This window comes from Clostridium thermosuccinogenes (assembly GCF_002896855.1).
GTDB lineage: Bacteria > Bacillota > Clostridia > Acetivibrionales > DSM-5807 > Pseudoclostridium > Pseudoclostridium thermosuccinogenes.
Genome location: NZ_CP021850.1, coordinates 3,538,495 through 3,564,855, shown reverse-complemented (window position 1 = coordinate 3,564,855; position 26,361 = coordinate 3,538,495). Strand labels below are relative to the sequence as shown.

Below are 26,361 nucleotides of genomic sequence, written 5' to 3'. Positions count from 1 at the left end.
GTATGATATATATATATATGCAGATTTGAATCTTGCCGAACGTAAATATTTAAAATTCGTGCTTGAAGCTTCAAGCTGATGTTAAATAAAACTCTACCCGGTGGTAAAACTGGATTTTCACTTTAGCAAATACTCAACAAGGTATTCTTTCCTACTTGAATGAGAGCTTAAATCGACGCAAAATATAATGACAGCCTTATTCGGAAGGGCTGCCCCCACCGAATCCCTAGGTAAAATGAATTTACTGCCGCCGGTATCTTTATGAAAATGTCATAATAAATCAAAATCCCTCTTAAACTTTTGCTTACTGAAGTGTGGGATGAGCTGAGAGGAGCATGATATGGCAAAAAAAATCGCGATTGTTACAGGTTCAAGGCGAGGAATAGGATTGGGCATTGCGAAGGAATTAGCGCGCAATGGCTATACAGTTGTTATTTCAGCTACTGCTGACGAAGTACAAGCGTCCCCACTAATGGACAGCCTGCATGCAGATGGGCTGTCGACGGAGTACATACGGTGCGATGTTTCCAATAAACAGGACAGGGACAATTTATTTTCCCTAGTCATGGAAAAATACGAGCGCATCGATGTCCTGGTGAATAATGCCGGTGTCGCGCCTTTAAAGAGGGAGGACATTTTGATGGCTTCGGAAGAAGATTTTGACCGTTCAATAAACATAAATCTGAAAGCCACATATTTTATGTGTCAGAAGGCGGCAAACCTCATGATAAAGGCAATGCAATCGGGGCTTGAGGATTACCATCCCCGCATAATAAACATCGGGTCCATTTCCGCTTACACTTCTTCACCGGAAAGAAGCAGCTACTGCATATCAAAAGCCGGCGTTTCCATGGTGACCCAGTTGTTTGCCGACCGGCTGGCTGAATACAATATACCTGTATTTGAGGTCAGACCAGGCATTATACTGACCGATATGACATCAGTGGTAAAAGGCAAATATGAAAAGCTGATCGCGGAAGGAATTACCCCGATAAGGCGTTTCGGAATGCCGGAAGACGTAGCAAAATGTGTTATGGCAGCCTGCTCAGGAATGCTGGATTTCGCTACGGGACAGGTGATAAATGCAGACGGTGGTTTTCATATAAGAAGGTTATGAGGAGATTGTAATGGAAAGGTTCAATATAGCATCCCAAAACATATGTGTTTTTTCCGTAGATACAGCAGTGATTGGCACCGGGTGTGCCGGCTTCAATGCTGCAGATACCTTGTATGATCTTGGGAAAAGAGATATAGCCGTCATAACCGAAGGGATCAATATGGGTACCTCAAGGAACACCGGCAGCGATAAGCAGACATATTATAAGCTTGCATTGGCATCCGACTGCCGGGACAGCATATATGACCTGGCAAAAGACCTTTTTGACGGCGGAGGTGTCAACGGGGACACAGCTTTGGCAGAAGCTGCAGGATCCGTTCGGGCATTCATGAAGCTGGTAAACTTAGGAGTTCCCTTTCCTACAAATAAATACGGGGAATACGTCGGATATCAAACAGACCATGACAGCAAGCAAAGAGCCACCTCCTGCGGACCCCTGACATCAAAAATAATGACGGAAAAGCTGGAGCAATCGGTAAAATCAAAAGGCATTAAAATATATGACAGGATGCAGGTGGTAAACTATATCGTAGAGGACAATGCCATAAAAGGAATCATCGCCATAGACAAGGACAGAATTTCAGAAACGGACATGGGGCTTGCGGTTTTTATTGTGAACCATGTCATAGCTGCAACCGGAGGGCCGGCAGGAGTATACTACAATACGGTTTATCCCTCGAGTCAGACGGGAAGCAGCGGTATCCTGCTGGAAGCCGGAGCGAAGGCTGTAAACTTAAATGAATGGCAATACGGCATTGCATCCACGAAATTCCGATGGAATGTTTCCGGAACATACCAGCAGGTTCTGCCTCGGTATGTGTCGATTGATAAATACGGGAATGAAAGGGAGTTGCTGCTCGATTATTTTGATTCCCCGCAACAGGCATTGGACATGGTATTCCTGAAGGGATACCAGTGGCCATTTGACGTAAGAAAGATTGAAGGTTCCTCCATCATTGACATCATCATACATCACGAAATATATAGCAAGGGAAACAGGGTCCTGATGGATTTCAGAAAAGATCCGACAGGACTGGAAAATGGTTTTGACGGTCTTAGTGAAGCTGCTATGCAATATCTGAAAAATTCCCATGCTCTTGTGCCAACTCCTATAAAACGCTTGGAAATAATGAACAAAAAGGCAATTGAGCTATATGCATCCCATGGTATTGATTTATACAACGAAATGCTTGAGGTATCAGTCTGTGCCCAACATAACAACGGCGGTGTAGCGGTAGACTTGAACTGGGAAAGCAGTATAAAAGGCTTATATGTTGTCGGAGAAGCCGCAGGAACCTTTGGGGTATACAGGCCTGGCGGATCTGCTCTTAATTCGACACAAGTAGGTTCTATGAGAGCAGCGCAGCATATCGCAGGTTTGCCTGAGAAACGGCTTTTATCGCCGGATGAGTTCATTGCACAGTTTAAAACGGTTATCGAAGCTTTTGCAAGCAGGCTGGAGCAGTTGGTGAATAAGGGGAGAGAGTGCGATATAGCCGGCAAAAGAACCAGCCTGCAGAAAAAAATGAGCGAAATTGCCGCCCATGTTAGGGACCTCGATAAGGTAAAAGAATATGTCCCTGAGCTGGAAAAGGAACTGTCGGGCTTTTACGAAAGGATTAGTGTCCGAAGCTACAGGCAGATACCCCAGGCGTTAAGACTCAGGGATATCATGATAACGCAGATGGCAATCCTTTCTGCTGTGAAAACCTGCGCAGAAGTGATGGGAAGCAGGGGCTCGGCTATAGTGCTGAGCGAGAAAGGAAAGCCTGTGCATAACAAAATTCCATATATCCGCTATGACACCAGAGAAAATGATTTTAAGGACAGTCTCATAACTACTGACTTTTATGAAAACAAGGCAGTTTCATCGGTGGAAAAAGTACGGCCTTTACCCAGGACAAGGGATTGGTTTGAAAACGTCTGGAAGGAGTATTCCGGGTAAACGGTAAATTCATGTTAATTGCAATATTGACAAGCTGCTTTGTGGCTTTGAACATAGATCTCTCGAGCCTTTGGGCTTTTGAGCATAAATTTATTTTCAAAAAGGAGGAGATTGTCAATGAAAAGAAGGTTATTATCAGTCCTTTTAGTGGTAGTCATGCTTGCAGCTTTAGTAATGTCGGGATGCTCCGGCGATAAAGGTTCGTCAGGAACACCTACTACATCTACTGATAAATCCTCAACAGAGCAAAAAACAACAGAATCCACATTTACCGGATACCCGATGAACAAGAAGGACACTAAACTCACATGGTGGGTTGGAACAGGCTACACTCTTAATGAGGCCTTTGCTTCATATGAGGAATCGCCATTTCACATGGGTCTTATGGAGCAGACCGGCGTCACCATCGAGTGGCAGTTTCCCACAGCCGGAACAGATCCGAATCAGGCATTCAATCTGATGCTGGCCAGCGAAGATCTGCCGGATATCATTTTTTATAGTGTCATGTCGGATATAGAGCGCTATATGGAGGAAGGCATTGTCCGAGACTTGACAGACTACATGGAGGCTTACTCACCGGCTTATTACAAATTCCTGAAATCCAACGAAATCTATGACAAGTTCATGAAGACAGACAGCGGTAAATACTATGGTTATGGCTTCTTCAGGGAAGACGGCGGCTGGAATGATACTTACTTGGGTCCGGTAATCCGCAAGGATTGGCTGGATGCACTGGGACTTGAAGCCCCAAAGACCATATCTGACTGGGATAAAGTTATTCGGGCGTTCAAGGACAAATATGGCGCAGTCTTAAGCTTCGCGTGGAGCCGCTTCAATACCACCGGTATCAGTGGCGCGTTTGGAGCTTATGGTGCGATTAACTTCCAGTTGTATATCGATGATAATGGCAAGGTACAGCTTGCTCAAGCACAGAAGGAATGGAAGGATTACATGGCTAAGCTGAATGAGTGGTGGAGAAACGGTCTGCTTGACCAGGACGTCATGACAATGGATGATGCTGCTGCTCAGACTAAAGCGCTGAATGGAAAGATGGGTATTTCCATAACTTCTATGGGCCAGCTTACCAACTGGAGAAGCGATGCGGAAAAAGCAGGCAACGGAGCAGAGTGGATAGGCTTGCAATATCCCACTGGGGATGACGGAACATTATCCATGGTATTTGGTGGCTACGGTATTGGTAATGTAGCTGCTGTTATAACCACGAGCTGCCCTGATGATAAGCTCGAGACAGCAATGCGCGTTCTGGATTATGCATACACTGATGAAGGTCACCTCTATTGGAATTTCGGCAAAAAAGGCGTTTCCTGGGACTATGATGAGAATGGAGAGCCTGCATATACCGAGCTTGTTACAAATGATCCCGACGGACTGAACAATGCGATTTCGAAATACGGCGGAGCTACATGGAGCGGATCATGTATCCAGGCAACCAAGCTGCTATACCTCAAGAACAGCAAAGCATCCGTTGAAGCAAACGACCTTTGGTATTATCCCAACAAAGAAGTCACAGCTAAATGGGTTTATCCTTCCGGAGTTACTTTGACAACAGAAGAAAGCAATACGCTGGATGAACTGGTAAGTTCGCTTTCCACATATGTATCGGAAATGGCTGTTAACTTTATCACCGGCGCAGAGCCTCTTGACAAATTTGATCAATTTGTGGAGCAGCTGAACAAAATGGGCTTGCCTACTGTTCTCAAAATACGTCAGGAAGCCTATGACAGATTCCTTGCCCGATAATTGCGCCTGATCATAATAATGGTGAAATATGAATAACGGGAGGATAAGCAATGGCGATCAAAAATCGTACTTCTGACAGTCGAGCAGGAACCTGGACTTTAGGCCGAACCATTATTCACGATTTTAAACTCAACAAATATAAATATCTTATCATTTTACCGGTCATTATATATCTTGCTGTCTTTGCCTATAAACCAATGTACGGCTTGATCATCGCTTTCAAGGATTACCGTCCGGCATTGGGTATTGACGGCAGCAAGTGGGTTGGCCTTAAACATTTTAAAAACTTTTTCAATGATGTGTATTTCCTGCGCCTGATCAGGAACACTATTTCCATCAGCGGGCTAAACATTCTGTTCGGTTTTCCGGTACCTATTATTCTGGCGCTTCTGCTGAACGAAATTCGCAGTTCCTGGTTCAAGCGTACGGTACAGACCATCACATATATGCCATATTTCATTTCTCTGGTGGTGGTGTGCTCACTGGTGAAGACTTATTGCCAGAGCGACGGTATCTTCTCCCAAATCTCCGTAGCGCTGGGAGGAGAGGCAAAGAATTTTCTGATGGACAGCAAGTACTTTTATCCTATATATGTCATCTCTGACATATGGAAGAATATGGGTTGGAATTCCATAATATATTTGGCTGCTCTAGCCAGTATTGACCAGGAGCAGTATGAGGCTGCAAGAATTGACGGCGCAGGCAGGTTTAAGCAGATGATCCATGTAACTTTGCCGGGTCTGATGCCTACCATTACGGTTTTATTCATTTTGCGCATGGGCGGTTTATTGAATGTCGGTTATGAAAAAATCCTGCTTCTTTATTCAGAAGCAATCTATGATGTGGCGGATGTAATATCGACATATGTTTACAGGAAAGGTATCATCAATACCGCTTACAGCTATAGTACGGCAGTAGGTTTGTTCAACTCGGTGGTGAATGTATTTTTCCTGCTGATCTCAAACACCTTAAGTAAAAAGGTTACACAGTCGAGTTTGTTCTAAAGGGAGAGATGGAAAATGGCAAATTATAATATAATCAAAAAGACGAAAGGTGACATTGTCTTTGATGTAGTAAATACGATTTTTATGCTTGCCCTCGTGTTCATAACCCTATACCCTATGTACTATGTACTGTGTGCCTCATTCAGCAATAATGTCAAGCTTTTGGCAAACCCAGGTGCCCTTTGGTACCCTCAAGGCTTTAATCTTGGCGCATATAAGCTGGCTTTCAAACACCCTCTGCTGTTAAGCGGCTATAAAAACATATTGATTGTATTGGGGGTATCGCTGCCTATAAACATCATACTGACATTGTTCTGCGGCTACTTTCTGGCAGCAAAAAGGGTGCTCTTCAAAAAGCCCATTCTTGCAATCATCATGTTTACGATGTTTTTTAACGGAGGTATGATACCCACTTACCTGAATGTGCGCTCGCTGGGCCTTTTCAATTCATTATGGGCATTGATTCTTCCCGGTGCCATGAGCGTTTACAACGCGATAATCTGCAAAACAGCTATTGAAGGAATACCGGACAGTCTGACAGAATCAGCTTATATAGATGGTGCAAATGATATTCTGATCATATTTAGAATAATTCTTCCGTTGATTATGCCGACCATTGCAGTTCTGCTTCTGTATTACGGCATTGGACATTGGAACAGCTGGTTCTCCGCATCACTGTATATACAGGATAACACCAAGCTTCCGATTCAGAATGTACTGCGTGCGGTTCTTATAGCAAACTCGAACATATTGAACTCGGCTGCAACGGAGGACGACCAGATCAATCAATTTGCCGAGACCATCAAATATTCTGCGATAGTGATCAGTACGGTTCCGGTGCTGTTCCTGTATCCTTTCCTTCAGAAGTATTTTGTGAAAGGTGCTTTGATTGGGGCAGTCAAAGGCTGATAATACCCTCGATCTTATAAAAGGCAATGCCTGATGTCAGGAAAAATTCTTATTCTCCGTTCGATTTAAAGCTCTTGCGATGCATCCGGCGGCTTTGATGCAAATATGCATATAATCCAAAAAGTGATGGATATATGCATAAAAAAGAGATATAATGTTGATGTCGTTCATATCATAAGAAGCTGAGGCTTTGAGTATAGATTATGAAGGGTATCAACCAGAGGTCAAATCCGACCGGACGCGATCGCAAGTTAAGGAGGATGACAATATATGGATTATAAGCAGAGGGCAAAAGAGCTTGTAGCTCAGATGACGCTGGCAGAAAAGTGCTCGCAGATGATGCATACCGCACCTGCAATTGAAAGGTTGGGGGTTAAAGAGTACAACTGGTGGAATGAATGTCTCCATGGGGTGGGAAGATCCGGAACCGCAACGGTTTTCCCTCAGCCAATAGGAATGGCCGCCAGTTTTAATACAGAGCTGATGTATGATGTAGCTACGGCTATATCTGATGAAGCACGGGCAAAGTACAATGAATACAAGAAATTTGGCAGCACCTTAATATATCAAGGGCTCACGTATTGGTCTCCGAACATAAATATTTTCCGTGACCCCAGATGGGGACGAGGCCATGAGACTTACGGAGAAGATCCTCTACTTACAGGTAAAATGGGTGTTGCATTTATAAAAGGGTTGCAGGGAAATGATCCAAAGCACCGCAAGGTGGATGCAACCATAAAGCACTATGCTGTACACAGCGGCCCGGAAGGAGAAAGGCACTCCTTTAATGCCGTGGTAAGCGATAAGGATTTGAGAGAAACCTATCTGTGGGCTTTCAAATACTGTATAGAAAATGCCGATCCATCGGCTGTTATGGGTTCTTACAACAGGATAAACGGAGAACCGGCATGTGCCAGCAAAACATATCTAAAAGAAATGCTGTACGGCACTTTTGGATTTGACGGGTATGTTGTGTCTGACTGTGGTGCCATATGCGACATCGACAAATACCATAAAGTTACACAAACTCCTATGGAAAGTGCTGCCCTGGCAGTAAACAACGGTTGCATATTAAACTGCGGTGATGCCTACAAATGGTTAAAGGCAGCAGTGGCCGCCGGAATGGTCAGCGAAGAAACCATAACAAAAGCGGTAGAGAAGTTGTTTGAGGCACGTTTCCGTCTGGGAATGTTTGATGATGATTGCGTATATGATCAAATACCCTATGATGTGGTGGAATGCGACAAACATCGTGCACTTAACCGGAGGATGGCTCAGGAAAGCGTTGTGCTGCTTAAAAACGACGGAATACTTCCTTTGAAGAATCCAAAGGCTATCGCAGTAATCGGACCCAACGCCGATGACAAATCGGTATTGCTGGGCAACTATGAAGGCACTCCTTCAAGGTATGCAACCATTCTGAGGGGAATACAGGATGCTACCGATGCGAAGATATACTATGCCCGGGGATGTCATATTTATAGTGATGAGATTCACTCCTGGCAGGAACAGCCGTTGCGGGAAGCGATAATTGCAGCCCAGAAGAGCGATGTTGTAATTATGTGCATGGGCCTCAACCCATCCATGGAGGGTGAGGAAGGAGATGCATATAATGGAGCGGACAGCGGTGACAAAAAGGATATAGAGCTTCCGGCATCACAAAAAAGGCTTTTGGAGGAAATTATAAAGGTGGGGAAACCCATTGTATTCCTTAATGTTTCCGGAAGCTGCATAAACCTCACAAGAGCTGATGAGGCTTGTAATGCGGTGCTCCAGGTTTTCTACCCCGGAGCGGAAGGCGGTAATGCCGTCGCCGATATTTTATTCGGTAAAGTATCCCCCAGTGGAAAGCTGCCGGTAACCTTCTACAGATCTACGGAGGATTTGCCGGATTTCAGGGATTATTCCATGGAAAACAGGACATATAAGTATTTTAAGGGTAAACCCCTTTATCCCTTTGGACATGGATTGTCCTACACGAAATTTTCGATAACCGATGTGAGCTTTGACAGCCAGAAGGCGTCTTTGACTATAACCAATGAAGGGGATTATGACGGAAGCGAAGTAATAAAAGTATTTGCCCGGGACAGAAATAACAGCCGCCTTAACTGCAGGCTTGTTGGATTTCAAAAAGTATTTTTGAAACGCGGCGAAGCAATGAGGGTGCAAGTTGATATGTGCCAGGATGTTATGGAACTTTTTGATGATACATCGGACATAGAATTTTTCATAAAATAGAACGGAGCAAAAAGCAACCTGTCGGAATTAAAGCCGGCAGGTTGCTTTTTTGCATATATATTGTGATATTAATTGGCAATATAGGGTATATATAATAAAAAGTAAATGTAACAATATAATCCCATGATGGTGTAAAGGATTATTAAAAGGCTGGCACTATCAAAGGGTAAAAGGTTAGGAGGATAAATATGGCTAGTTTTGCAAATCCATTTGCAGGTAATCTGCCGAGGAAAATAACAAAGGAAGAACTGATCCAGGCTATACGATTGGACATTGCCGGGGAGCTTGAGGCAATTTTTGTGTATGATGCCCATGTCCAGGCAACCGACGATCCTGTGGCAAAAACCGTGCTTGCCGATATAAGGGATGAAGAAAAAGCTCATGTGGGCGAACTCATGACTCTGCTTCAATATCTGGATCCGGATGAAGCGGAACGATTTGCAGAGGGGCAGCAAGAGGTCAAGGAAATGCTTGAAAAATTGAATATCAGTACAAAAGGTACCACCAAACCCAATACTACGGTAGGGAGCCTGGTAAAAGAGTAAGGAGGGACGGAAACATGGATTATTTATCCAGAGAAGGGTCACCGATATCTTCTGAGCTTTGGAGTAAAATTGATGATGCGGTTGTTTCCATGGCAAAGCAAACCCTGGTGGGCAGAAGGTTTCTTGAAATTTACGGACCCTTAGGCGCAGGCGTACAGAGCATCAATGTGGATGATCTTTCAGAATTGGAGGAGACAGGGGACGGACTGGTAAAGATCAAGGGAAGAAGATATGAACATATTCCGCTTATAAAACAGGATTTTTCACTGCTTTGGAGGGACCTGGAGGCCAGTGAGCAATCAGGGCTTCCTGTTGACTTGTCGGCTGCGATGAAGGCGGCAGCGAAATGTGCAAGAAAAGAGGATGAGCTCATCTTTCTGGGCAATGAAGAGATGGGCTATAAAGGTTTGCTGACAGAAGAAGGCATTACCAGGCTTCAAAAAGGGGACTGGAATGAGGGAGAAAACCCTGTGAGAGATGTGGCGAAAGGTCTGGCCAAATTCGTAGAGTATGGCCTGGTGGGCAGGAAGGCGCTCATTGTCAGTCCTGATATCTTTATGCAATTGCAGAGAATACAGCCGGGTACTGGAATTACAGAATATGACCGGCTGCAGAAGCTGATAAACGGAAATATTTTCACTACACCGGTATTAGGCATGAACAATGCGATATTGGTTTGTGCAGAGAAGCAGTATATGGATTTGGCAATTGGTCAGGATATGGTTACGGCTTATCTTGAGACAAGAGATTTGAACCACTATTTCCGCATAATAGAAACCGTATTGCTTAGAATAAAGAACAAAAAGGCCGTCGTTGCGTTTGAATAAGATGGAGCAGGGGAAAAAACATAATATATGGGCATGAAAATCAATGGGTCTTGATGACATGCCTGGGAATGCAAAATGGTATGTAGTGCGTATTTTGAATGGAGAATTTCCTTCGGCTGTTTTTAGGATATGCCGGAGGAAATTTCCCCAAAACTTGTCCTGAATTTCCTGGCTAGACAGGACTTAACGGCGTGGATGCAAGGCTATTAAAAAAATGATGTCATGAAAAAATGCTTGACTTTATATAATTTATATGATAAATTAGTGATTGCTTCAATAAATAGGTCTTTTTTTTATGTCTAAAATATATTACAGAATGCTATATATACCCACGCTGGAGGTGTTAGGAAATGAGAGTTAAAATTACATTGGCTTGTACCGACTGCAAGCAAAGGAATTACAGCAGCATGAAAAATAAGAAAAATGACCCTGACAGACTTGAAATGAAAAAGTATTGCAAATTCTGCCATAAGCATACAGTTCACAAGGAAACTAAATAATATAAGTAGAATGTTGCATTGGGCATTTAAGGTTGATATGCTTTGACTGGTGCCTATGGATTAAAATAAGGTATATGGAGATGTGTCGATATGGCTGATAACGTTAAAGTTTCCAAACTTGCCAAGGCTCGTAAGGGATTTGTAAAGTTCTTCAGGGAAGTAAGACTAGAACTGAAAAAGGTTATATGGCTTAGCAGGAATCAGCTGATTAAAAATACTGCCACAGTAATAGGATTCTGCTTATTCTTTGGCATTATTATTTGGGTGGTTGATGCTGGATTAAGCAAGCTCATTGAGGTCACTTTGATGAGATAATAAAGGAGGACATGGAACTCAATGCAACTTGGTGATATGTCTGAGGAAGCAAAATGGTATGTGGTACATACCTATTCCGGTTATGAAAATAAGGTGAAGGCTAACCTGGAAAAGATCGTGGAAAACAGGAATATGCAGGATTACATTTTCGATATTGTTGTTCCTATGGAAGAGCAAATTGAAATTAAGGATGGAAAGAAGAAAGCCACCCTTAGGAAAGTGTTTCCTGGTTATGTCCTGGTGAAAATGATCATGACAGATGAGTCTTGGTATGTCATAAGAAATACCAGGGGAGTAACCGGATTTGTTGGTCCGGGATCAAAGCCTGTGCCTTTGACTGATGAAGAAGTAAAGTTGATGGGAGTGGAGGAATTTACTCCTGATCTGGATTATGCTGTGGGAGACAGCGTAAGAGTTGATTCCGGTCCTCTTGAGAACTTCATTGGAATTGTTGAAGAAATTAATTATGAAAAGAAAAAGGTAAGAGTATCAGTATCCATGTTCGGCAGGGAAACTCCTGTTGAGTTGGAGCTCACTCAGATTCAGAAGATATAAATGAGGCAATGGTTTACCTTTGCCCTTTATATATGTTATGAAAAAATTGGGAGGTGGAATTTATGGCAAAGAAAATTGCTGGATACGTAAAACTTCAAATTCCTGCGGGAAAGGCTACTCCGGCTCCACCGGTTGGACCAGCTTTAGGACAGCATGGCGTAAATATAATGGGATTCTGTAAGGAGTTTAATGAAAGGACTGCAAAGGATGCAGGTTTGATTATACCTGTAATAATAACTGTTTATGCGGACAGATCTTTTTCGTTTATTACAAAAACTCCGCCGGCTTCCGTACTGTTGAAGAAAGCATGCAAAATCGAAAGCGGTTCCGGTAAGCCAAACAGGGAAAAGGTTGCAAAGATCTCGAGGGCGGAAGTAAGAAAGATCGCCGAGATGAAGATGCCGGACTTAAATGCTGCCACTATAGAAGCCGCCGAGAGAATGATCGCCGGTACGGCAAGGAGCATGGGAATTGTAGTAGAGGACTAATGGCCGGTTGACAATTTGCAATAGATGACTCTTTAATCAGAGATTTTGGATTCTGCCCAAAAGGCAGAACCGGATTTGGACTGTAAGTTTGCTTTGTAAGGGCATATAGTTATGCTTACAGACTGCTTAGTCGTCCATCATCGTTTGTAAATTGCTAAGGTGTGGGAGGAAACATGGTTTCCGACAAATTTTACCACGAAGGAGAGGATAATAATGAAGAGATCAAAAAGATATTTAGAAGTCATCAAGCTTGTTGACAAGTCAAAGCTTTACGACCCGGCAGAAGCATTGGAACTTGTAAAGGCAACAGCAAAAGCAAAGTTCGATGAGACTGTTGAGGTTCATATGAAGATGGGTGTTGACTCAAGGCATGCGGATCAGCAGGTAAGAGGCGCTGTTGTGCTTCCTCACGGAACCGGTAAAAAGGTTAAAGTGCTGGTTTTCGCAAAAGGAGAAAAAGCCAAGGAGGCAGAACAAGCCGGTGCTGATTATGTAGGCGCTGAGGATTTGGTTGCCAAGATCCAGAATGAAAACTGGTTCGATTTTGATGTTGTAGTTGCCACTCCGGATATGATGGGTGTGGTTGGTAGACTGGGTAAGGTTTTGGGACCAAAGGGATTGATGCCAAACCCGAAATCAGGAACTGTTACAATGGATGTTTCAAAAGCCATAGCTGACATCAAAGCCGGTAAGATCGAATACAGGCTTGACAGGGAAAACAACATACGTTGTCCTATTGGTAAGGCATCCTTTACAGTGGAACAGCTCAAGGATAACTTCACAACACTTATGGACGCCGTAATCAAAGCAAAACCGGCAGCTGCAAAAGGTCAGTATATCAAGAGTGTTGTGATTGCATCAACCATGGGCCCTGGTATTAAAATAAATAATCAGAAACTTGTAGAATAATCTTTACAAAACGAGATTTTTGATATATCATATTATTGTTTGTTTAATTTAATAGAGCGTATGCCATAGACAGTAGGTACGAAAGTGTAATTGGCCTGATGGCCTTCCTACCGAGGTGATATCTGATTGACGGAGATTATAACCCTTGTATGTCTATGCGCATACGAGGGTTTTTGATTATGTTCTGGGTTTGAAAAGTTGTTTGTTAGCTGGATATGGAAGAATTGAGAATTAAGATTTAAGTGCCGGGAATAAAGAATTGATCATCCGGTATAGAGAAAGAAGGATATCCTTTATTCTGCACTTTATACTCTTTGCTCTTCATTCTTTATAAAAAGAGAAGGAGGTGGAAATATTGCCAAGTGAAAAAACCCTTCAAGCAAAACAGGAGATAGTAAAAGAAATATCCGGAAAATTCAAGGATGCAAAAGCTATGGTTTTTGCCGATTACAGAGGCCTTACCGTTGAACAGGACACGGAAATGAGAAGTGCTCTGAGGAAATCCGGAGTTGAATACAGGGTTGTGAAAAATTCTCTTACCAGCTTGGCTGCTAAAGAGAATGGTCTTGAAGATCTGATCCCTTATCTGAAAGGTCCTACGGCGTTAGCAATGAGCTCTACAGATCCTGTTGCTCCTGCCAAAGTGATGTCAGAGTATGCTAAGAAGTTTGAGGCTCTTGAGCTCAAGGTTGGTGTCGTAGAAGGAAAGATTATCGATGTCAAAGGAATCAATGCTCTGGCAGATTTGCCGTCAAGAGAGGTTCTTATCGCAAAGGTACTGGGTGGTTTCAACGCGCCTATATCTGGTTTGGTAAATGTTTTGAATGGAAATATAAGAGGACTGGTAGTTGCATTAAATGCAATTGCTCAGCAGAAAAGCTAATTAATCTAAAAATCAATATTTATTTAATGGAGGTATATTAATAATGGCTAGTGAAAAAGTTACAAAGTTGATTGAAGATGTTAAAGCATTAACAGTATTGGAATTGTCAGAATTGGTAAAAGCTCTGGAAGAAGAGTTCGGAGTATCAGCAGCAGCTCCGGTTGCAGTTGCAGCAGCTCCTGTAGCAGGCGGTGCAGCAGCTCCTGCAGCAGAAGAAAAGACTGAATTCAACGTGATTCTGAAGGAAGTTGGAGCAGATAAAATCAAGGTTATAAAGGTTGTAAGAGAAGTTACAGGCCTTGGACTTAAAGAAGCAAAAGATCTTGTTGACGGAGCTCCTAAGACTCTGAAAGAAAATGTTTCCAAGGAAGAAGCTGCATCTATAGAAGCTAAATTCAAGGAAGTTGGAGCTACTGTAGAAATTAAATAATAAGCAATTGACAATCTGACTAAACCAAAAAGAGGCTTCTCTGTGCGGAGCCTCTTTTAGTCATTTAAAAATATTTAAATAATTAATTGATGAAAGATTGACACCATGACCACATTATGTTAGAATAATAAACTGCATTATAATTACGGTACATTATGCCAATTTGTAAATTTTTGCTTTATGTAATGTCCTGTAATACGAATTGATTATACCACAGAGGAATAATTAAGACAATAAATGTTAATAATATTTTAATGATTTGTATATTGGATATTCATAGTATGTGTAGATATATTACAAATTATGCAGTACACAGTTATGATATGTTATCTACAGGGCTTTTATTAATATAAGGCAAGCGTATTCAAAAATTGTTGGCTGTCATGTGTTCGACGCTGGCCGATATAACGGGGCGCACCTGCTTGTATTACCGGATAAAGGTGTGTCATCCATATTATTAAAGGTCTTGATTACATATATGCTTTTTTATTATGTAATTTAGTTTTTAGGCAAAAAGTAATTACTTATGAGGTGATATTTAATGGTACATCCCGTGCGCTTGGGAAAAAACATCAGGATGAGCTATTCTAAAATTGATGAAGTCCTCGATATGCCAAATCTTATAGAAATACAAAAGAACTCTTATAAAAATTTCTTGGAAGAGGGTCTAATGGAGGTATTTAGGGATGTTTCCCCTATTACCGACTATACTGGCAACTTGATTTTGGAGTTTGTCTCATATTCTCTGGATGAACCTCCCAAATATAGTGTTGAGGAATGCAAAGAGAGAGATACGACTTACTCTGCTCCGCTTAAGGTCAAGGTACGCCTGATCAATAAAGAGACCGGTGAAGTTAAGGAGCAGGAAATCTTCATGGGAGATTTCCCATTGATGACGGATAATGGTACCTTTGTTATAAATGGTGCCGAAAGGGTTATTGTAAGCCAGTTAGTTAGATCACCGGGCATCTATTATGCCATGAAGTTTGACAGGGTAGGAAAAAAATTATATTCGAATACGGTTATTCCCAATAGAGGAGCATGGCTGGAATACGAAACTGATTCCAATGATATACTGTCGGTTAGGATTGACAGAACCAGAAAGCTTCCTATAACGGTTCTGCTCAGAGCATTGGGATACGGAACCGATATGGAGATCATGGAGCTTCTTGGGGAAGATGACCGTATCCTGGCGACTATTCAGAAAGACAACTCTAAAACTGAAGAAGAAGGATTGCTGGAAATATATAAAAGATTGAGACCGGGTGAACCTCCAACGGTTGAAAGCGCTCGTTCCCTTTTGAACGGTCTGTTCTTTGATCCGAAAAGATATGATCTGGCAAAGGTAGGAAGGTTCAAATTCAATAAGAAGCTTTCCCTGGCAGCGAGAATAACCGGGCTGAAGGCTGGTGAAAGCATTGTCAATCCTCATACTGGTGAGATAATTGTCGAAGAGGGAGAGTACATCAGCGCTGAAAAAGCCAATGCCGTACAGAACTCGGGCGTAAATGTAGTTTACATAGACATCGAAGGTAAAAAGGTAAAAGTCATAGGAAACGGAACGGTTGACATAAATGCATTTATTGATTTTGATGTTAAAGACATAGGCATTACTGAAAAAGTAAGATATAGCGTGCTTATGGATATTTTGCAGCAGAATGACACTCCTGAAAGCATCAAGAAAGCTTTGAAGGAGAACATTCACGAGCTCATTCCTAAGCATATTACTCCTGAAGATATTATTTCTTCGATTAACTATATTGTACATTTGAATTATGGCATAGGAGAGACCGACGATATAGACCACCTCGGAAACAGGAGGCTCCGTTCGGTTGGTGAGCTGCTGCAAAACCAGTTCAGGATAGGTTTGGCAAGAATGGAGAGGGTTGTCAGAGAAAGGATGACCATCCAGGATATAGATATTGTTACTCCGCAGGCTTTAATAAATATAAGGCCGGTAGCTGCTGCTATTAAAGAATTCTTTGGAAGCAGCCAGCTGTCTCAGTTTATGGATCAGACCAACCCTCTGGCTGAGCTGACTCATAAGAGAAGGCTGAGCGCTCTGGGACCAGGAGGATTGAGCAGAGAGAGAGCCGGATTTGAGGTTCGTGACGTTCACTATTCCCACTATGGCCGTATGTGCCCGATAGAGACTCCTGAAGGTCCTAATATAGGTTTGATAGGCTCCCTCAGTACTTATGCGAGAATAAATGAGTATGGTTTTATTGAAGCGCCATACAGGAAGGTTGACAAGGAAAAGGGAGTAGTTACTGATGAAATTGTTTATCTTACGGCTGACGAAGAGGACAAATACATAATAGCCCAAGCCAATGAACCTCTTGACGAGAATGGAAGATTTATAAACAAGAGGGTTGTGGCAAGATATAAGGATGAAATAATGCAGTATGATGCTGAAAGAATCGACTATATGGATGTTTCGCCTCAACAGATAGTATCGGTTGCTACAGCAATGATTCCGTTCCTGGAAAATGACGACGCAAACCGTGCTCTCATGGGCTCCAACATGCAGCGTCAGGCCGTGCCATTAATAAAACCCCAGGCTCCTATTGTCGGCACCGGTATTGAATATAAGGCCGCCAGGGACTCGGGCGTTGTTGTGCTGGCTAAAAATGCAGGTGTTGTTGAAAAGGTTTCCGCCAGAAGTATTATTATTAGGACCAAGGATGGAAAAAGAGACGAATATAAGCTTTTGAAATACCTGCGTTCGAACCAGAGCACCTGTATAAACCAGAGGCCTATAGTGCGTAAGGGAGACGTTGTTGAAGCCGGGGATGTTATAGCCGACGGCCCGTCAACTGAGAACGGCGAAATAGGTCTTGGCAAGAATGTGCTCATAGGTTTCATGACCTGGGAAGGTTATAACTATGAGGACGCTGTATTGATCAGTGAAAAAATGGTTAAGGATGATGTATTTACATCCATTCATATAGAAGAGTATGAGGCTGAGGCCAGGGATACTAAACTTGGTCCGGAAGAAATTACGAGGGATATACCCAACGTAGGAGAGGATGCCTTAAAGGATCTCGATGAAAGGGGAATAATAAGGATAGGTGCTGAAGTAAGAGCCGGCGATATCCTGGTGGGTAAGGTTACACCAAAAGGTGAGACCGAGCTTACAGCAGAGGAAAGGCTCTTAAGGGCAATATTCGGAGAAAAGGCCAGAGAGGTCAGGGATACTTCCCTTAAGGTACCTCATGGAGAATATGGCATAATAGTAGATGTTAAAGTGTTTACAAGGGAAAACGGAGATGAACTTCCACCGGGAGTAAATGAACTCGTCCGTGTGTACATCGCACAGAAGAGGAAAATATCCGTAGGTGACAAAATGGCAGGAAGGCATGGTAACAAGGGTGTTATTTCAAGAATTTTACCCGAAGAGGATATGCCCTTCCTTCCGGATGGTACACCTCTGGAAATAGTGCTGAATCCTCTGGGCGTTCCATCCCGTATGAATATCGGACAAGTGCTGGAGGTCCATCTGGGATATGCTGCGAAAGCTCTGGGTTGGAAAATAGCCACACCGGTATTTGACGGAGCTACGGAGCAGGATATAGTTGAAACATTGAGAAAAGCAGGACTGGCTGAGGATGGAAAGACAGTGCTTTATGACGGAAGAACCGGAGAACCCTTTGACAACAGGGTAACGGTTGGCTACATGTACTTCATGAAGCTGGCCCACCTGGTTGACGATAAGATACATGCCCGTTCCACCGGACCGTACTCTTTGGTTACCCAGCAGCCTCTGGGTGGTAAAGCCCAGTTTGGTGGCCAGAGATTCGGAGAAATGGAAGTTTGGGCTCTGGAAGCATACGGAGCTGCATATACGTTGCAGGAAATCCTCACCGTCAAGTCGGATGACGTTGTCGGAAGGGTTAAGACTTACGAAGCTATTGTAAAAGGCGAAAACGTGCCTGAACCGGGTATTCCTGAATCCTTCAAGGTATTGATAAAAGAACTTCAGAGCCTTGCACTGGATGTCAAAGTCTACTCGGAGGATAAGGAAGAGATTACCATTAAAGAATCCGTCGATGATGACATTGAGGAATTGAATGTTAATATAGAAGGCAGAGAAGATGAAGAGGCAATACCGGATTATGATGATGTAGCTGAAGATTCAATGGATGATGACATCGAGTTAGATGATTTTGACCTGGAAGATATCGGCACTGATGATAACCTCGATGAAAATCTAGTAGATGACCTTTTCTCTGACGACGATTTCAAAGATGACGATGATATCGACGACGATTTTTAAGGGAGGGAGATGGCGCCATGTTTGAATTGAACAACTTTGAATCCATTAGAATTGGTTTGGCTTCTCCTGAGAAGATCAGGGAATGGTCCAAAGGTGAAGTAAAAAAACCGGAAACTATTAATTATAGAACTCTGAAACCCGAAAGGGATGGTCTCTTCTGTGAGAGAATTTTTGGACCGCAGAAGGACTGGGAATGCCATTGCGGAAAATATAAAAGAATAAGGTATAAAGGTATTGTTTGTGACCGGTGCGGAGTTGAAGTAACCCGTTCCAAGGTAAGAAGGGAAAGAATGGGGCACATAGAATTGGCTGCCCCGGTATCCCATATATGGTATTTTAAAGGAATACCCAGCAGGATGGGATTGATCCTGGACATGTCGCCCAGGGCTCTTGAAAAAATTCTGTACTTTGCTTCTTATGTCGTAATAGATCCCGGACAGACCCCTCTGTCCAAGAAGCAGGTGCTTTCTGAAAAAGAATATCGGGACAGTGTTGAAAAATTCGGACATAACTTCCGTGCCGGAATGGGTGCAGAAGCTATCAAAGAGCTGCTTATGGAAATTGATCCGGAGAAGCTTTCAAAAGAATTGAAGGCTGAACTGGCTGACGCCACCGGGCAAAAAAGAGTAAGACTCATAAAAAGGCTTGAAGTGGTAGAGGCTTTCAGGACATCAGGAAACAGGCCCGAGTGGATGATACTGGATGCCGTGCCCGTAATACCTCCGGAACTGAGACCTATGGTTCAGCTGGACGGTGGCAGATTCGCAACATCAGATTTGAACGACCTTTACAGAAGAGTAATTAACAGAAACAATCGTCTGAAAAGGCTTCTGGACCTTGGAGCTCCTGACATAATCGTCAGGAACGAAAAGAGGATGCTGCAGGAAGCTGTAGATGCTCTCATTGATAACGGAAGAAGGGGAAGACCTGTAACCGGACCCGGCAACAGGCCTCTTAAATCCCTTTCTGAAATGCTGAAAGGAAAGCAGGGTCGCTTTCGTCAGAACTTGCTGGGTAAACGTGTTGACTATTCCGGGCGTTCAGTTATTGTTGTAGGACCGGAGCTTAAGATATACCAGTGTGGTTTGCCAAGAGAAATGGCTCTGGAGCTTTTCAAACCTTTTGTAATGAAAAAGCTTGTTAATGACGGATTGGCCCATAATATAAAGAGCGCAAAGAGAATGGTGGAAAAGGTAAGAAATGAAGTCTGGGATGTGCTGGAAGCGGTTATAAAGGAACATCCGGTTCTGCTGAACCGTGCTCCAACGCTGCACAGGCTGGGTATTCAGGCTTTTGAACCCGTATTGGTGGAAGGTAGAGCAATAAAGCTTCATCCGCTGGTATGTACTGCTTACAACGCCGACTTTGACGGTGACCAGATGGCTGTGCACGTACCATTGTCTGCAGAGGCACAGGCAGAAGCCAGATTCCTCATGCTTTCGGCAAACAACCTGTTGAAGCCTCAGGATGGAAAACCTGTTACAGTTCCTACACAGGATATGGTTTTGGGCTGCTATTACCTGACCATAGACCGCGAAGGAGAAAAGGGAGAAGGAAAGGTCTTTTCATCCTATGATGAAGCTATGCTGGCATACACCAACGGCGTAATCGGTTTGCATGCCAGGATAGGCGTGAGGGTCAGAAAAGAAATAGATGGCAAGCCTATGTCCCGCATTGTCACCTCAACTATTGGAAGATTTATATTCAATAGTGCCATCCCTCAGGATTTGGGCTATGTGGACAGAACTGACCCGGAAAAAGCTTTTGATCTTGAGGTGGATTTCCTTGTTGGTAAGAAGGAACTGGGTAAGATCATTGACAGGTGCATAAAGAAGCATGGAACTACCGAAACAGCTATTGTACTGGATAATATAAAAGCTTTGGGCTTCAAGTTCTCTACCAAGGGAGCCATCACCATAAGCGTATCCGATATGGTTATACCTGAAGTAAAAGCCCGCTATCTGAAAGAGACGGAGGAAAAGATTGAGAATATCACAAAGCAGTACAAGAGAGGTCTTATCTCCGAAGAAGAGCGTTACAACTCTGTCATAGCAGCATGGAACGAAGCATCGGATAATATTCAGAGCGCTCTTATTGAAAACCTCGATAAGATGAATCCTCTTTACATGATGTCCAACTCAGGTGCGAGAGGTAACATAAACCAGATTAAACAGCTGGCAGGTATGAGGGGCTTGATGGCGGATACCACCGGTAGGACAATAGAGCTGCCTATCAAATCAAACTTCCGTGAAGGTCTGAACGTGCTGGAGTTCTTCATCTCGACCCACGGTGCCAGAAAAGGTCTGGCGGATACCGCATTGAGAACCGCGGACTCCGGATACCTGACAAGGCGTCTGGTTGATGTCAGCCAGGATGTTATAGTAAGAGAAGTGGACTGTGGAACTAAGAAGGGTATTGAAGTATACGCAATAAAAGATGGCAATGAGGTTATTGAAGGATTGGCAGAAAGGCTGGTAGGAAGGTATACCATAGATGATGTTGTTCATCCTGAAACCGGAGAGGTATTGGTTCCTGCCGATACAATGATCAATGATGCCCAGGCAGAAAAAATAGAGAAGGCCGGAATAAAGAAGGTACTTATAAGATCTGTGCTCACATGCCATTCAGAATTGGGTGTATGCTCCAAGTGCTATGGAGCAAACCTCGCAACAGGCAGAGAGTGCAATGTCGGAGAGGCGGTAGGTATAATAGCTGCTCAGTCCATAGGTGAGCCGGGTACTCAGCTTACGATGAGAACTTTCCATACGGGCGGTGTTGCAGGAGAAGATATCACCCAGGGTCTCCCCCGTGTAGAAGAATTGTTTGAGGCAAGAAAACCGAAAGGACTGGCTGTTATCTCCGAGATAGACGGTACGGTCAAGCTGTCCGAAACAAAGAAGAAGAGGGAGATAATCGTAACATCCGAGGACGGCGATTCGAGGACTTACCTTATCCCTTATGGTTCGAGACTGAAGGTTTCCGACGGTGACGTCGTAGAGGCAGGAGATGAATTGACAGAAGGTTCCGTAAATCCTCACGACATATTGAAGATCAAGGGAGTAAAAGGCGTTCAGGCTTATCTCCTGCAGGAAGTTCAGAGAGTTTACAGACTGCAGGGTGTTGATATAAATGACAAGCATATTGAAGTTATAGTCAGACAGATGATGAGAAAGGTAAAGGTGGAGGATCCCGGAGATACAAATCTGTTACCGGGCGGACTGGTGGATATGTTCGAGTTTGAAAAGGAGAACAACCGGGTGGCAGAACTGGGTCTCAGAACTGCTACCGGCAGGAGGGCCCTGTTAGGTATAACAAAAGCTTCGCTGGCTACCGATTCCTTCCTCTCCGCAGCATCCTTCCAGGAAACCACAAGGGTATTGACGGAGGCAGCCATAAAGGGCAAGACGGATCCTCTGATAGGTCTGAAGGAAAACGTTATAATCGGAAAGCTCATACCTGCCGGAACAGGAATGAGCAGATACAAGGACATAAGTATTCAAATTGTGGAAGACAAAGCAGAAAAGTAGGAAGATATTCAAAGGCTGTATGCCTAAAGAATTGAGAAAATGCCGGGATGCGGGATCATGGTTCCGCATCCCGGAAATATCCAAAGATTCTGTATAATTACCTGAGGATGTTTATATATTGCTTAACTTAGATTGTGAAAGGCATTATGAATGTTGCTAATAGTCCTCAAATGCTTCCTATATCCTTTTCCTGCCTTCCATTATTGACGACTTGACAAATGTGTCTTTGCGGTGATAAAATGTTTTAGTGTCAAAATCGGAGTGCTATGCAGATGAGAACCCAAAGACTCATGATATAAACCAGTGCTATTTGCTTTTGGTTTCTCAGATTAATCAAGCTTGTGAAGGCAAAATCAGGAAAAGGTTTTCTGTTGGCATACAGGAGGTTAAACAGTGCTTGATGAATTAAAAAATGGTAGGAAAACTGTAGGAATAAAACAGTCTTTAAAAGCTGTTGAAGCTGGAACTGCCAGGTTACTGTTCATAGCAAAGGATGCTGATGAAAAAGTAGTAGGCAATCTCAAGGTGCTGGCGCAGAACAGTTCTATTGAGATAGTATATGTGGACACAATGAAACAATTAGGAAAAGCTTGCGGGATAGAGGTTGGAGCCTCAGCAGCATGTCTGCTGAAATAGGTTTTGATCTGAAACCATATAGATAAATTGTTGAAAGGAGGTGTATTGATGCCAACATTCAATCAGCTGGTTAGAAAGGGAAGAGAGGTTACTCAGAAGAAATCTTCTTCTCCTGCTTTGCAGAAAGGTTTTAATTCCCTGAAGAAGAAGACTATTGACTTGAATAGCCCTCAAAAGCGCGGTGTTTGCACTGTCGTTAAGACTGTTACACCCAAGAAGCCTAATTCAGCTTTGAGAAAGGTTGCCAGAGTTCGTTTGACCAATGGAATAGAAGTAACATCTTATATTCCTGGTATCGGCCACAATCTTCAGGAGCACAGTGTTGTTCTTATAAGAGGTGGTAGGGTTAAGGACCTCCCTGGTGTTAGATACCATATTATCAGGGGTACTTTGGATACGGCAGGTGTTGCAAAGAGAATGCAGGGTCGTTCCAAGTATGGCGCTAAGAAGCCAAAGGCTGGGGCTGCTAAGAAGTAATCATATGACGTGCAATGCACGATATATTTGTGTAGTATGATTTTTTATAGCAAAATATTACACAAATATAAGTTATATGATATGCAAAAAATAAGTGCTAAGTACGTCGTTTAAATATATATAAATTTTAAATGGCAGTTACAGAGCACTGACGTGGTGAAAAAGCCACGAGTACCTATGATATAAGCATATGGGGTTTTCAGAGCATTGCTGTGAACCAACTCCATACATTATTATCAAGAAGGAGGGAAGTAAGGTGCCAAGAAAAGGATTTGTAGCCAAAAGAGATGTTCTGCCTGATCCGATATATAATGATAAGACAGTTACAAAGCTTATCAACAAAGTTATGTTGGACGGCAAAAAGGGTATTGCTCAGCGAATTTGCTATGATGCTTTCGATATAATAAAGGAAAAGACAGGCAAAGATCCTCTTGAAGTTTTTGAGCAGGCGATGAACAATGTTATGCCTGTTCTTGAAGTTAAAGCAAGAAGGGTCGGAGGAGCAACATACCAGGTACCAATGGAAGTAAGGCCTGAAAGAAGGCAAGCATTGGGAATAAGATGGCTGGTCAATTATGCTCGTACAAGAGGCGAAAGGACCATGAGCCAAAAGCTCGCCGCCGAGATAATGGATGCAGCTAACAGTATGGGTGGAGCCTTCAAGAAGAAGGAAGATACTCATAAGATGGCTGAAGCTAATAAGGCTTTTGCTCATTACAGATGGTAAAATCACATTTAAAAATTTTTGAACTGTCGAAAAGAGAGAAAGGAGGGCATTAATGCCCAGAGAATATAGCTTAGAGAACACTAGAAATATCGGAATAATGGCTCATATTGACGCTGGGAAGACGACTACCACGGAACGTATCTTGTTTTATACCGGAAAGGTTCATAAGATTGGTGAAGTGCATGAAGGCGCTGCAACCATGGACTGGATGGTACAGGAGCAGGAAAGAGGTATCACGATTACATCTGCTGCGACTACTGCTTTCTGGAAAGGAAAGAGAATTAACATCATAGATACGCCGGGGCACGTTGACTTCACTGTGGAAGTAGAAAGATCTCTCAGAGTTCTCGATGGTTCAGTAACAATTTTTAGTGCAAAGGGAGGAGTTGAGCCGCAGACTGAAACAGTCTGGAGACAGGCTGACAAGTACGGCGTTCCTCGTATTGCATACATTAACAAAATGGATATAGTGGGAGCAGACTTTTTCAGATGCGTTGACATGATAAGGGACAGATTGAAAGCCAATCCTGTTCCGATTCAGATACCTATAGGCAGTGAAGATACCTTTGCAGGTATAATAGACCTTATAAAAATGAAGGCATACTACTTCAGGGATGACTTGGGTAAAGTTATTGAAGAACAGCCTATTCCTGAAGATTTGAAAGATCTCGCTACAGAATACCATAATAAATTGATAGAATCTGTTGCTGAACTAGACGAAGAATTGATGATGAAATATCTCGAGGAACAAGAGATAACAGAGGAAGAGATACATGCTGCAATAAGAGCCGGAACAATAGCTTTGAAGTGCGTACCGGTGGTTTGCGGATCATCGTACAAAAATAAGGGTGTACAGGAATTGCTGGATGCAGTTGTAGAATATTTGCCGTCTCCTGTGGATATACCACCAATAAAAGGTGTATCTTTGGATGGCGAAGAGGAAATTGAAAGGCCTGCAAATGACGATGGCCCGTTTGCTGCATTGGCATTCAAAATTATGTCCGACCCGTATGTGGGTAAATTGTGCTTCTTCAGGGTATACTCAGGCAAATTGAGCTCCGGATCTTATGTTCTTAACTCAACTAAGAACAAGAGAGAGAGAATCGGTAGAATTCTCATGATGCATGCAAACCACAGAGAGGAAATAGACATGGTCTATTCCGGAGACATAGCTGCCGCAGTAGGTTTGAAGGATACTACAACCGGTGATACCTTGTGCACAGAAGAAAATCCAGTTATCTTGGAGTCCATGGAATTCCCGGAACCGGTTATAGAAATAGCCATTGAACCGAAGTCAAAAGATGGACAAGAAAAGATGAGCCTGGCTTTGCAGAAGCTGGCTGAAGAAGATCCTACATTCAGAACTTATACAAACCCTGAAACAGGACAAACTATTATTTCAGGTATGGGTGAACTGCATCTTGACATAATAGTTGACCGTCTGATGAGGGAGTTCAAGGTTGAGGCTAATGTAGGAAATCCGCAGGTTTCATATAAGGAAACCATCCGCAAGGCAGTAAGGGCCGAAGGTAAGTTTGTAAGACAGTCCGGTGGTCGTGGTCAATATGGTCACTGCTGGCTGGAAATTGAGCCTAAGGAACCTGGAACCGGCTATGAATTTGTCAACAAGATCGTCGGTGGTGCTATTCCTAAGGAATATATACCGGCTATAGATGCTGGTATTCAGGATGCCATGAATAATGGTGTTCTGGGTGGGTACCCCGTAGTTGACGTAAAAGTTACTCTTGTTGATGGTTCATACCATGAAGTTGACTCCTCAGAAATGGCCTTTAAGATTGCTGCCTCCATGGGATTCAAGGAAGGCTGCAAAAAGGCTGACCCAGTTCTCCTGGAGCCTATAATGAAGGTTGATGTATTCGTTCCTGATGAATACATGGGAGACGTAATGGGCGATCTGAACTCAAGAAGAGGTAGGATTGAAGGTATGGAGTCAGTATCCGGTGTTCAGAACATCAAAGCTTTCGTGCCGCTGTCTGAAATGTTCGGATATGCGACCACCCTGCGTTCAAGAACTCAGGGAAGAGGTACCTTTACGATGCAGACAAGCCATTTCGAAGAAGTTCCCAAGAGCATTCAGGAGCAAATTCTTAATGGCAAAGCTTCAAAGTAAGTTTAGCTTTATTAAGGCAAGTACCGAAATGATTTTATCGGTACATTGAACTTAAGATCTTTAAATATTAAATTTTGAAAAACCAATATGCAATAGTTTTATTGCATATGGTTTTTCATAAAAATTAATAAATTAATTAACTATCAGTAAAATACTGATAT

General features: G+C 43.0%; 21 protein-coding genes and 1 other annotated feature. All 21 genes read left to right on the top strand.

The window, feature by feature from the left end; translation table 11 throughout:
* Positions 1 to 340 precede the first annotated feature (340 nt).
* The 21 genes from CDO33_RS15715 (at position 341) to fusA (ending at position 26,200) form a co-directional block, all read left to right on the top strand.
* Entirely contained in the window at positions 341 to 1,117 is a 777-nt protein-coding gene (locus CDO33_RS15715; RefSeq protein ID WP_103081016.1) for a 3-ketoacyl-ACP reductase, read from the top strand.
* Positions 1,118 to 1,127: 10 nt separating this feature from the next.
* Complete coding sequence (locus CDO33_RS15710) at positions 1,128 to 3,062, top strand: FAD-dependent oxidoreductase (RefSeq protein ID WP_103081015.1); 1,935 nt, start codon at positions 1,128 to 1,130, stop codon at positions 3,060 to 3,062.
* 117 nt (positions 3,063 to 3,179) lie between these two features.
* Positions 3,180 to 4,823, top strand: a complete 1,644-nt coding sequence (locus CDO33_RS15705) for a type 2 periplasmic-binding domain-containing protein (RefSeq protein WP_103081014.1) — start codon at positions 3,180 to 3,182, stop codon at positions 4,821 to 4,823.
* A 50-nt stretch (positions 4,824 to 4,873) separates the two neighbouring features.
* Complete coding sequence (locus tag CDO33_RS15700) at positions 4,874 to 5,827, top strand: ABC transporter permease (protein WP_103081013.1); 954 nt, start codon at positions 4,874 to 4,876, stop codon at positions 5,825 to 5,827.
* 15 nt (positions 5,828 to 5,842) lie between these two features.
* Positions 5,843 to 6,736 (top strand): carbohydrate ABC transporter permease, encoded by an 894-nt coding sequence (locus tag CDO33_RS15695; RefSeq protein ID WP_103081012.1) that lies wholly within the window; start codon positions 5,843 to 5,845, stop codon positions 6,734 to 6,736.
* Between the two features lie 270 nt (positions 6,737 to 7,006).
* The gene (locus CDO33_RS15690; RefSeq protein ID WP_103081011.1) at positions 7,007 to 8,974 is read left to right on the top strand and encodes a glycoside hydrolase family 3 C-terminal domain-containing protein; all 1,968 of its coding nucleotides are present in this window, start codon (positions 7,007 to 7,009) and stop codon (positions 8,972 to 8,974) included.
* Between the two features lie 188 nt (positions 8,975 to 9,162).
* On the top strand, positions 9,163 to 9,519 hold the full coding sequence (locus tag CDO33_RS15685; protein ID WP_103081010.1) for a demethoxyubiquinone hydroxylase family protein: 357 nt from the start codon (positions 9,163 to 9,165) through the stop codon (positions 9,517 to 9,519).
* Positions 9,520 to 9,533: 14 nt separating this feature from the next.
* A complete protein-coding gene (locus CDO33_RS15680) occupies positions 9,534 to 10,346 on the top strand; it encodes a family 1 encapsulin nanocompartment shell protein (protein ID WP_103081009.1) in 813 nt (270 codons plus the stop codon).
* 350 nt (positions 10,347 to 10,696) lie between these two features.
* On the top strand, positions 10,697 to 10,846 hold the full coding sequence (gene rpmG / locus CDO33_RS15675; protein WP_103081008.1) for a 50S ribosomal protein L33: 150 nt from the start codon (positions 10,697 to 10,699) through the stop codon (positions 10,844 to 10,846).
* Positions 10,847 to 10,936: 90 nt separating this feature from the next.
* The gene (gene secE, locus CDO33_RS15670) at positions 10,937 to 11,161 is read left to right on the top strand and encodes a preprotein translocase subunit SecE (RefSeq protein ID WP_103081007.1); all 225 of its coding nucleotides are present in this window, start codon (positions 10,937 to 10,939) and stop codon (positions 11,159 to 11,161) included.
* A 36-nt stretch (positions 11,162 to 11,197) separates the two neighbouring features.
* Complete coding sequence (nusG, locus tag CDO33_RS15665) at positions 11,198 to 11,716, top strand: transcription termination/antitermination protein NusG (protein ID WP_170045810.1); 519 nt, start codon at positions 11,198 to 11,200, stop codon at positions 11,714 to 11,716.
* 62 nt (positions 11,717 to 11,778) lie between these two features.
* Complete coding sequence (gene rplK, locus CDO33_RS15660) at positions 11,779 to 12,204, top strand: 50S ribosomal protein L11 (RefSeq protein ID WP_103081005.1); 426 nt, start codon at positions 11,779 to 11,781, stop codon at positions 12,202 to 12,204.
* A gap of 213 nt (positions 12,205 to 12,417) precedes the next feature.
* Positions 12,418 to 13,113 carry a 50S ribosomal protein L1 gene (gene rplA, locus CDO33_RS15655; RefSeq protein WP_103081004.1) on the top strand — a complete coding sequence of 232 codons (696 nt, stop codon included), beginning with the start codon at positions 12,418 to 12,420 and terminating at the stop codon, positions 13,111 to 13,113.
* A 45-nt stretch (positions 13,114 to 13,158) separates the two neighbouring features.
* Positions 13,159 to 13,298, top strand: a sequence feature (ribosomal protein L10 leader region).
* A 170-nt stretch (positions 13,299 to 13,468) separates the two neighbouring features.
* Positions 13,469 to 13,996, top strand: coding sequence for a 50S ribosomal protein L10 (gene rplJ / locus CDO33_RS15650; RefSeq protein ID WP_103081003.1), 528 nt, complete (start codon positions 13,469 to 13,471; stop codon positions 13,994 to 13,996).
* A gap of 43 nt (positions 13,997 to 14,039) precedes the next feature.
* A complete protein-coding gene (rplL, locus tag CDO33_RS15645) occupies positions 14,040 to 14,426 on the top strand; it encodes a 50S ribosomal protein L7/L12 (protein ID WP_103081002.1) in 387 nt (128 codons plus the stop codon).
* A gap of 541 nt (positions 14,427 to 14,967) precedes the next feature.
* A complete protein-coding gene (gene rpoB, locus CDO33_RS15640) occupies positions 14,968 to 18,702 on the top strand; it encodes a DNA-directed RNA polymerase subunit beta (protein WP_103081001.1) in 3,735 nt (1,244 codons plus the stop codon).
* Between the two features lie 17 nt (positions 18,703 to 18,719).
* Positions 18,720 to 22,229 (top strand): DNA-directed RNA polymerase subunit beta', encoded by a 3,510-nt coding sequence (gene rpoC, locus CDO33_RS15635; RefSeq protein ID WP_103081000.1) that lies wholly within the window; start codon positions 18,720 to 18,722, stop codon positions 22,227 to 22,229.
* A gap of 393 nt (positions 22,230 to 22,622) precedes the next feature.
* Positions 22,623 to 22,865 carry a ribosomal L7Ae/L30e/S12e/Gadd45 family protein gene (locus CDO33_RS15630; protein WP_103080999.1) on the top strand — a complete coding sequence of 81 codons (243 nt, stop codon included), beginning with the start codon at positions 22,623 to 22,625 and terminating at the stop codon, positions 22,863 to 22,865.
* A gap of 48 nt (positions 22,866 to 22,913) precedes the next feature.
* Positions 22,914 to 23,342 (top strand): 30S ribosomal protein S12, encoded by a 429-nt coding sequence (gene rpsL / locus CDO33_RS15625; RefSeq protein WP_103080998.1) that lies wholly within the window; start codon positions 22,914 to 22,916, stop codon positions 23,340 to 23,342.
* A 256-nt stretch (positions 23,343 to 23,598) separates the two neighbouring features.
* Positions 23,599 to 24,069 carry a 30S ribosomal protein S7 gene (gene rpsG, locus CDO33_RS15620; protein ID WP_103080997.1) on the top strand — a complete coding sequence of 157 codons (471 nt, stop codon included), beginning with the start codon at positions 23,599 to 23,601 and terminating at the stop codon, positions 24,067 to 24,069.
* A 52-nt stretch (positions 24,070 to 24,121) separates the two neighbouring features.
* Positions 24,122 to 26,200 (top strand): elongation factor G, encoded by a 2,079-nt coding sequence (gene fusA / locus CDO33_RS15615; protein ID WP_103080996.1) that lies wholly within the window; start codon positions 24,122 to 24,124, stop codon positions 26,198 to 26,200.
* Positions 26,201 to 26,361: the final 161 nt, after the last annotated feature.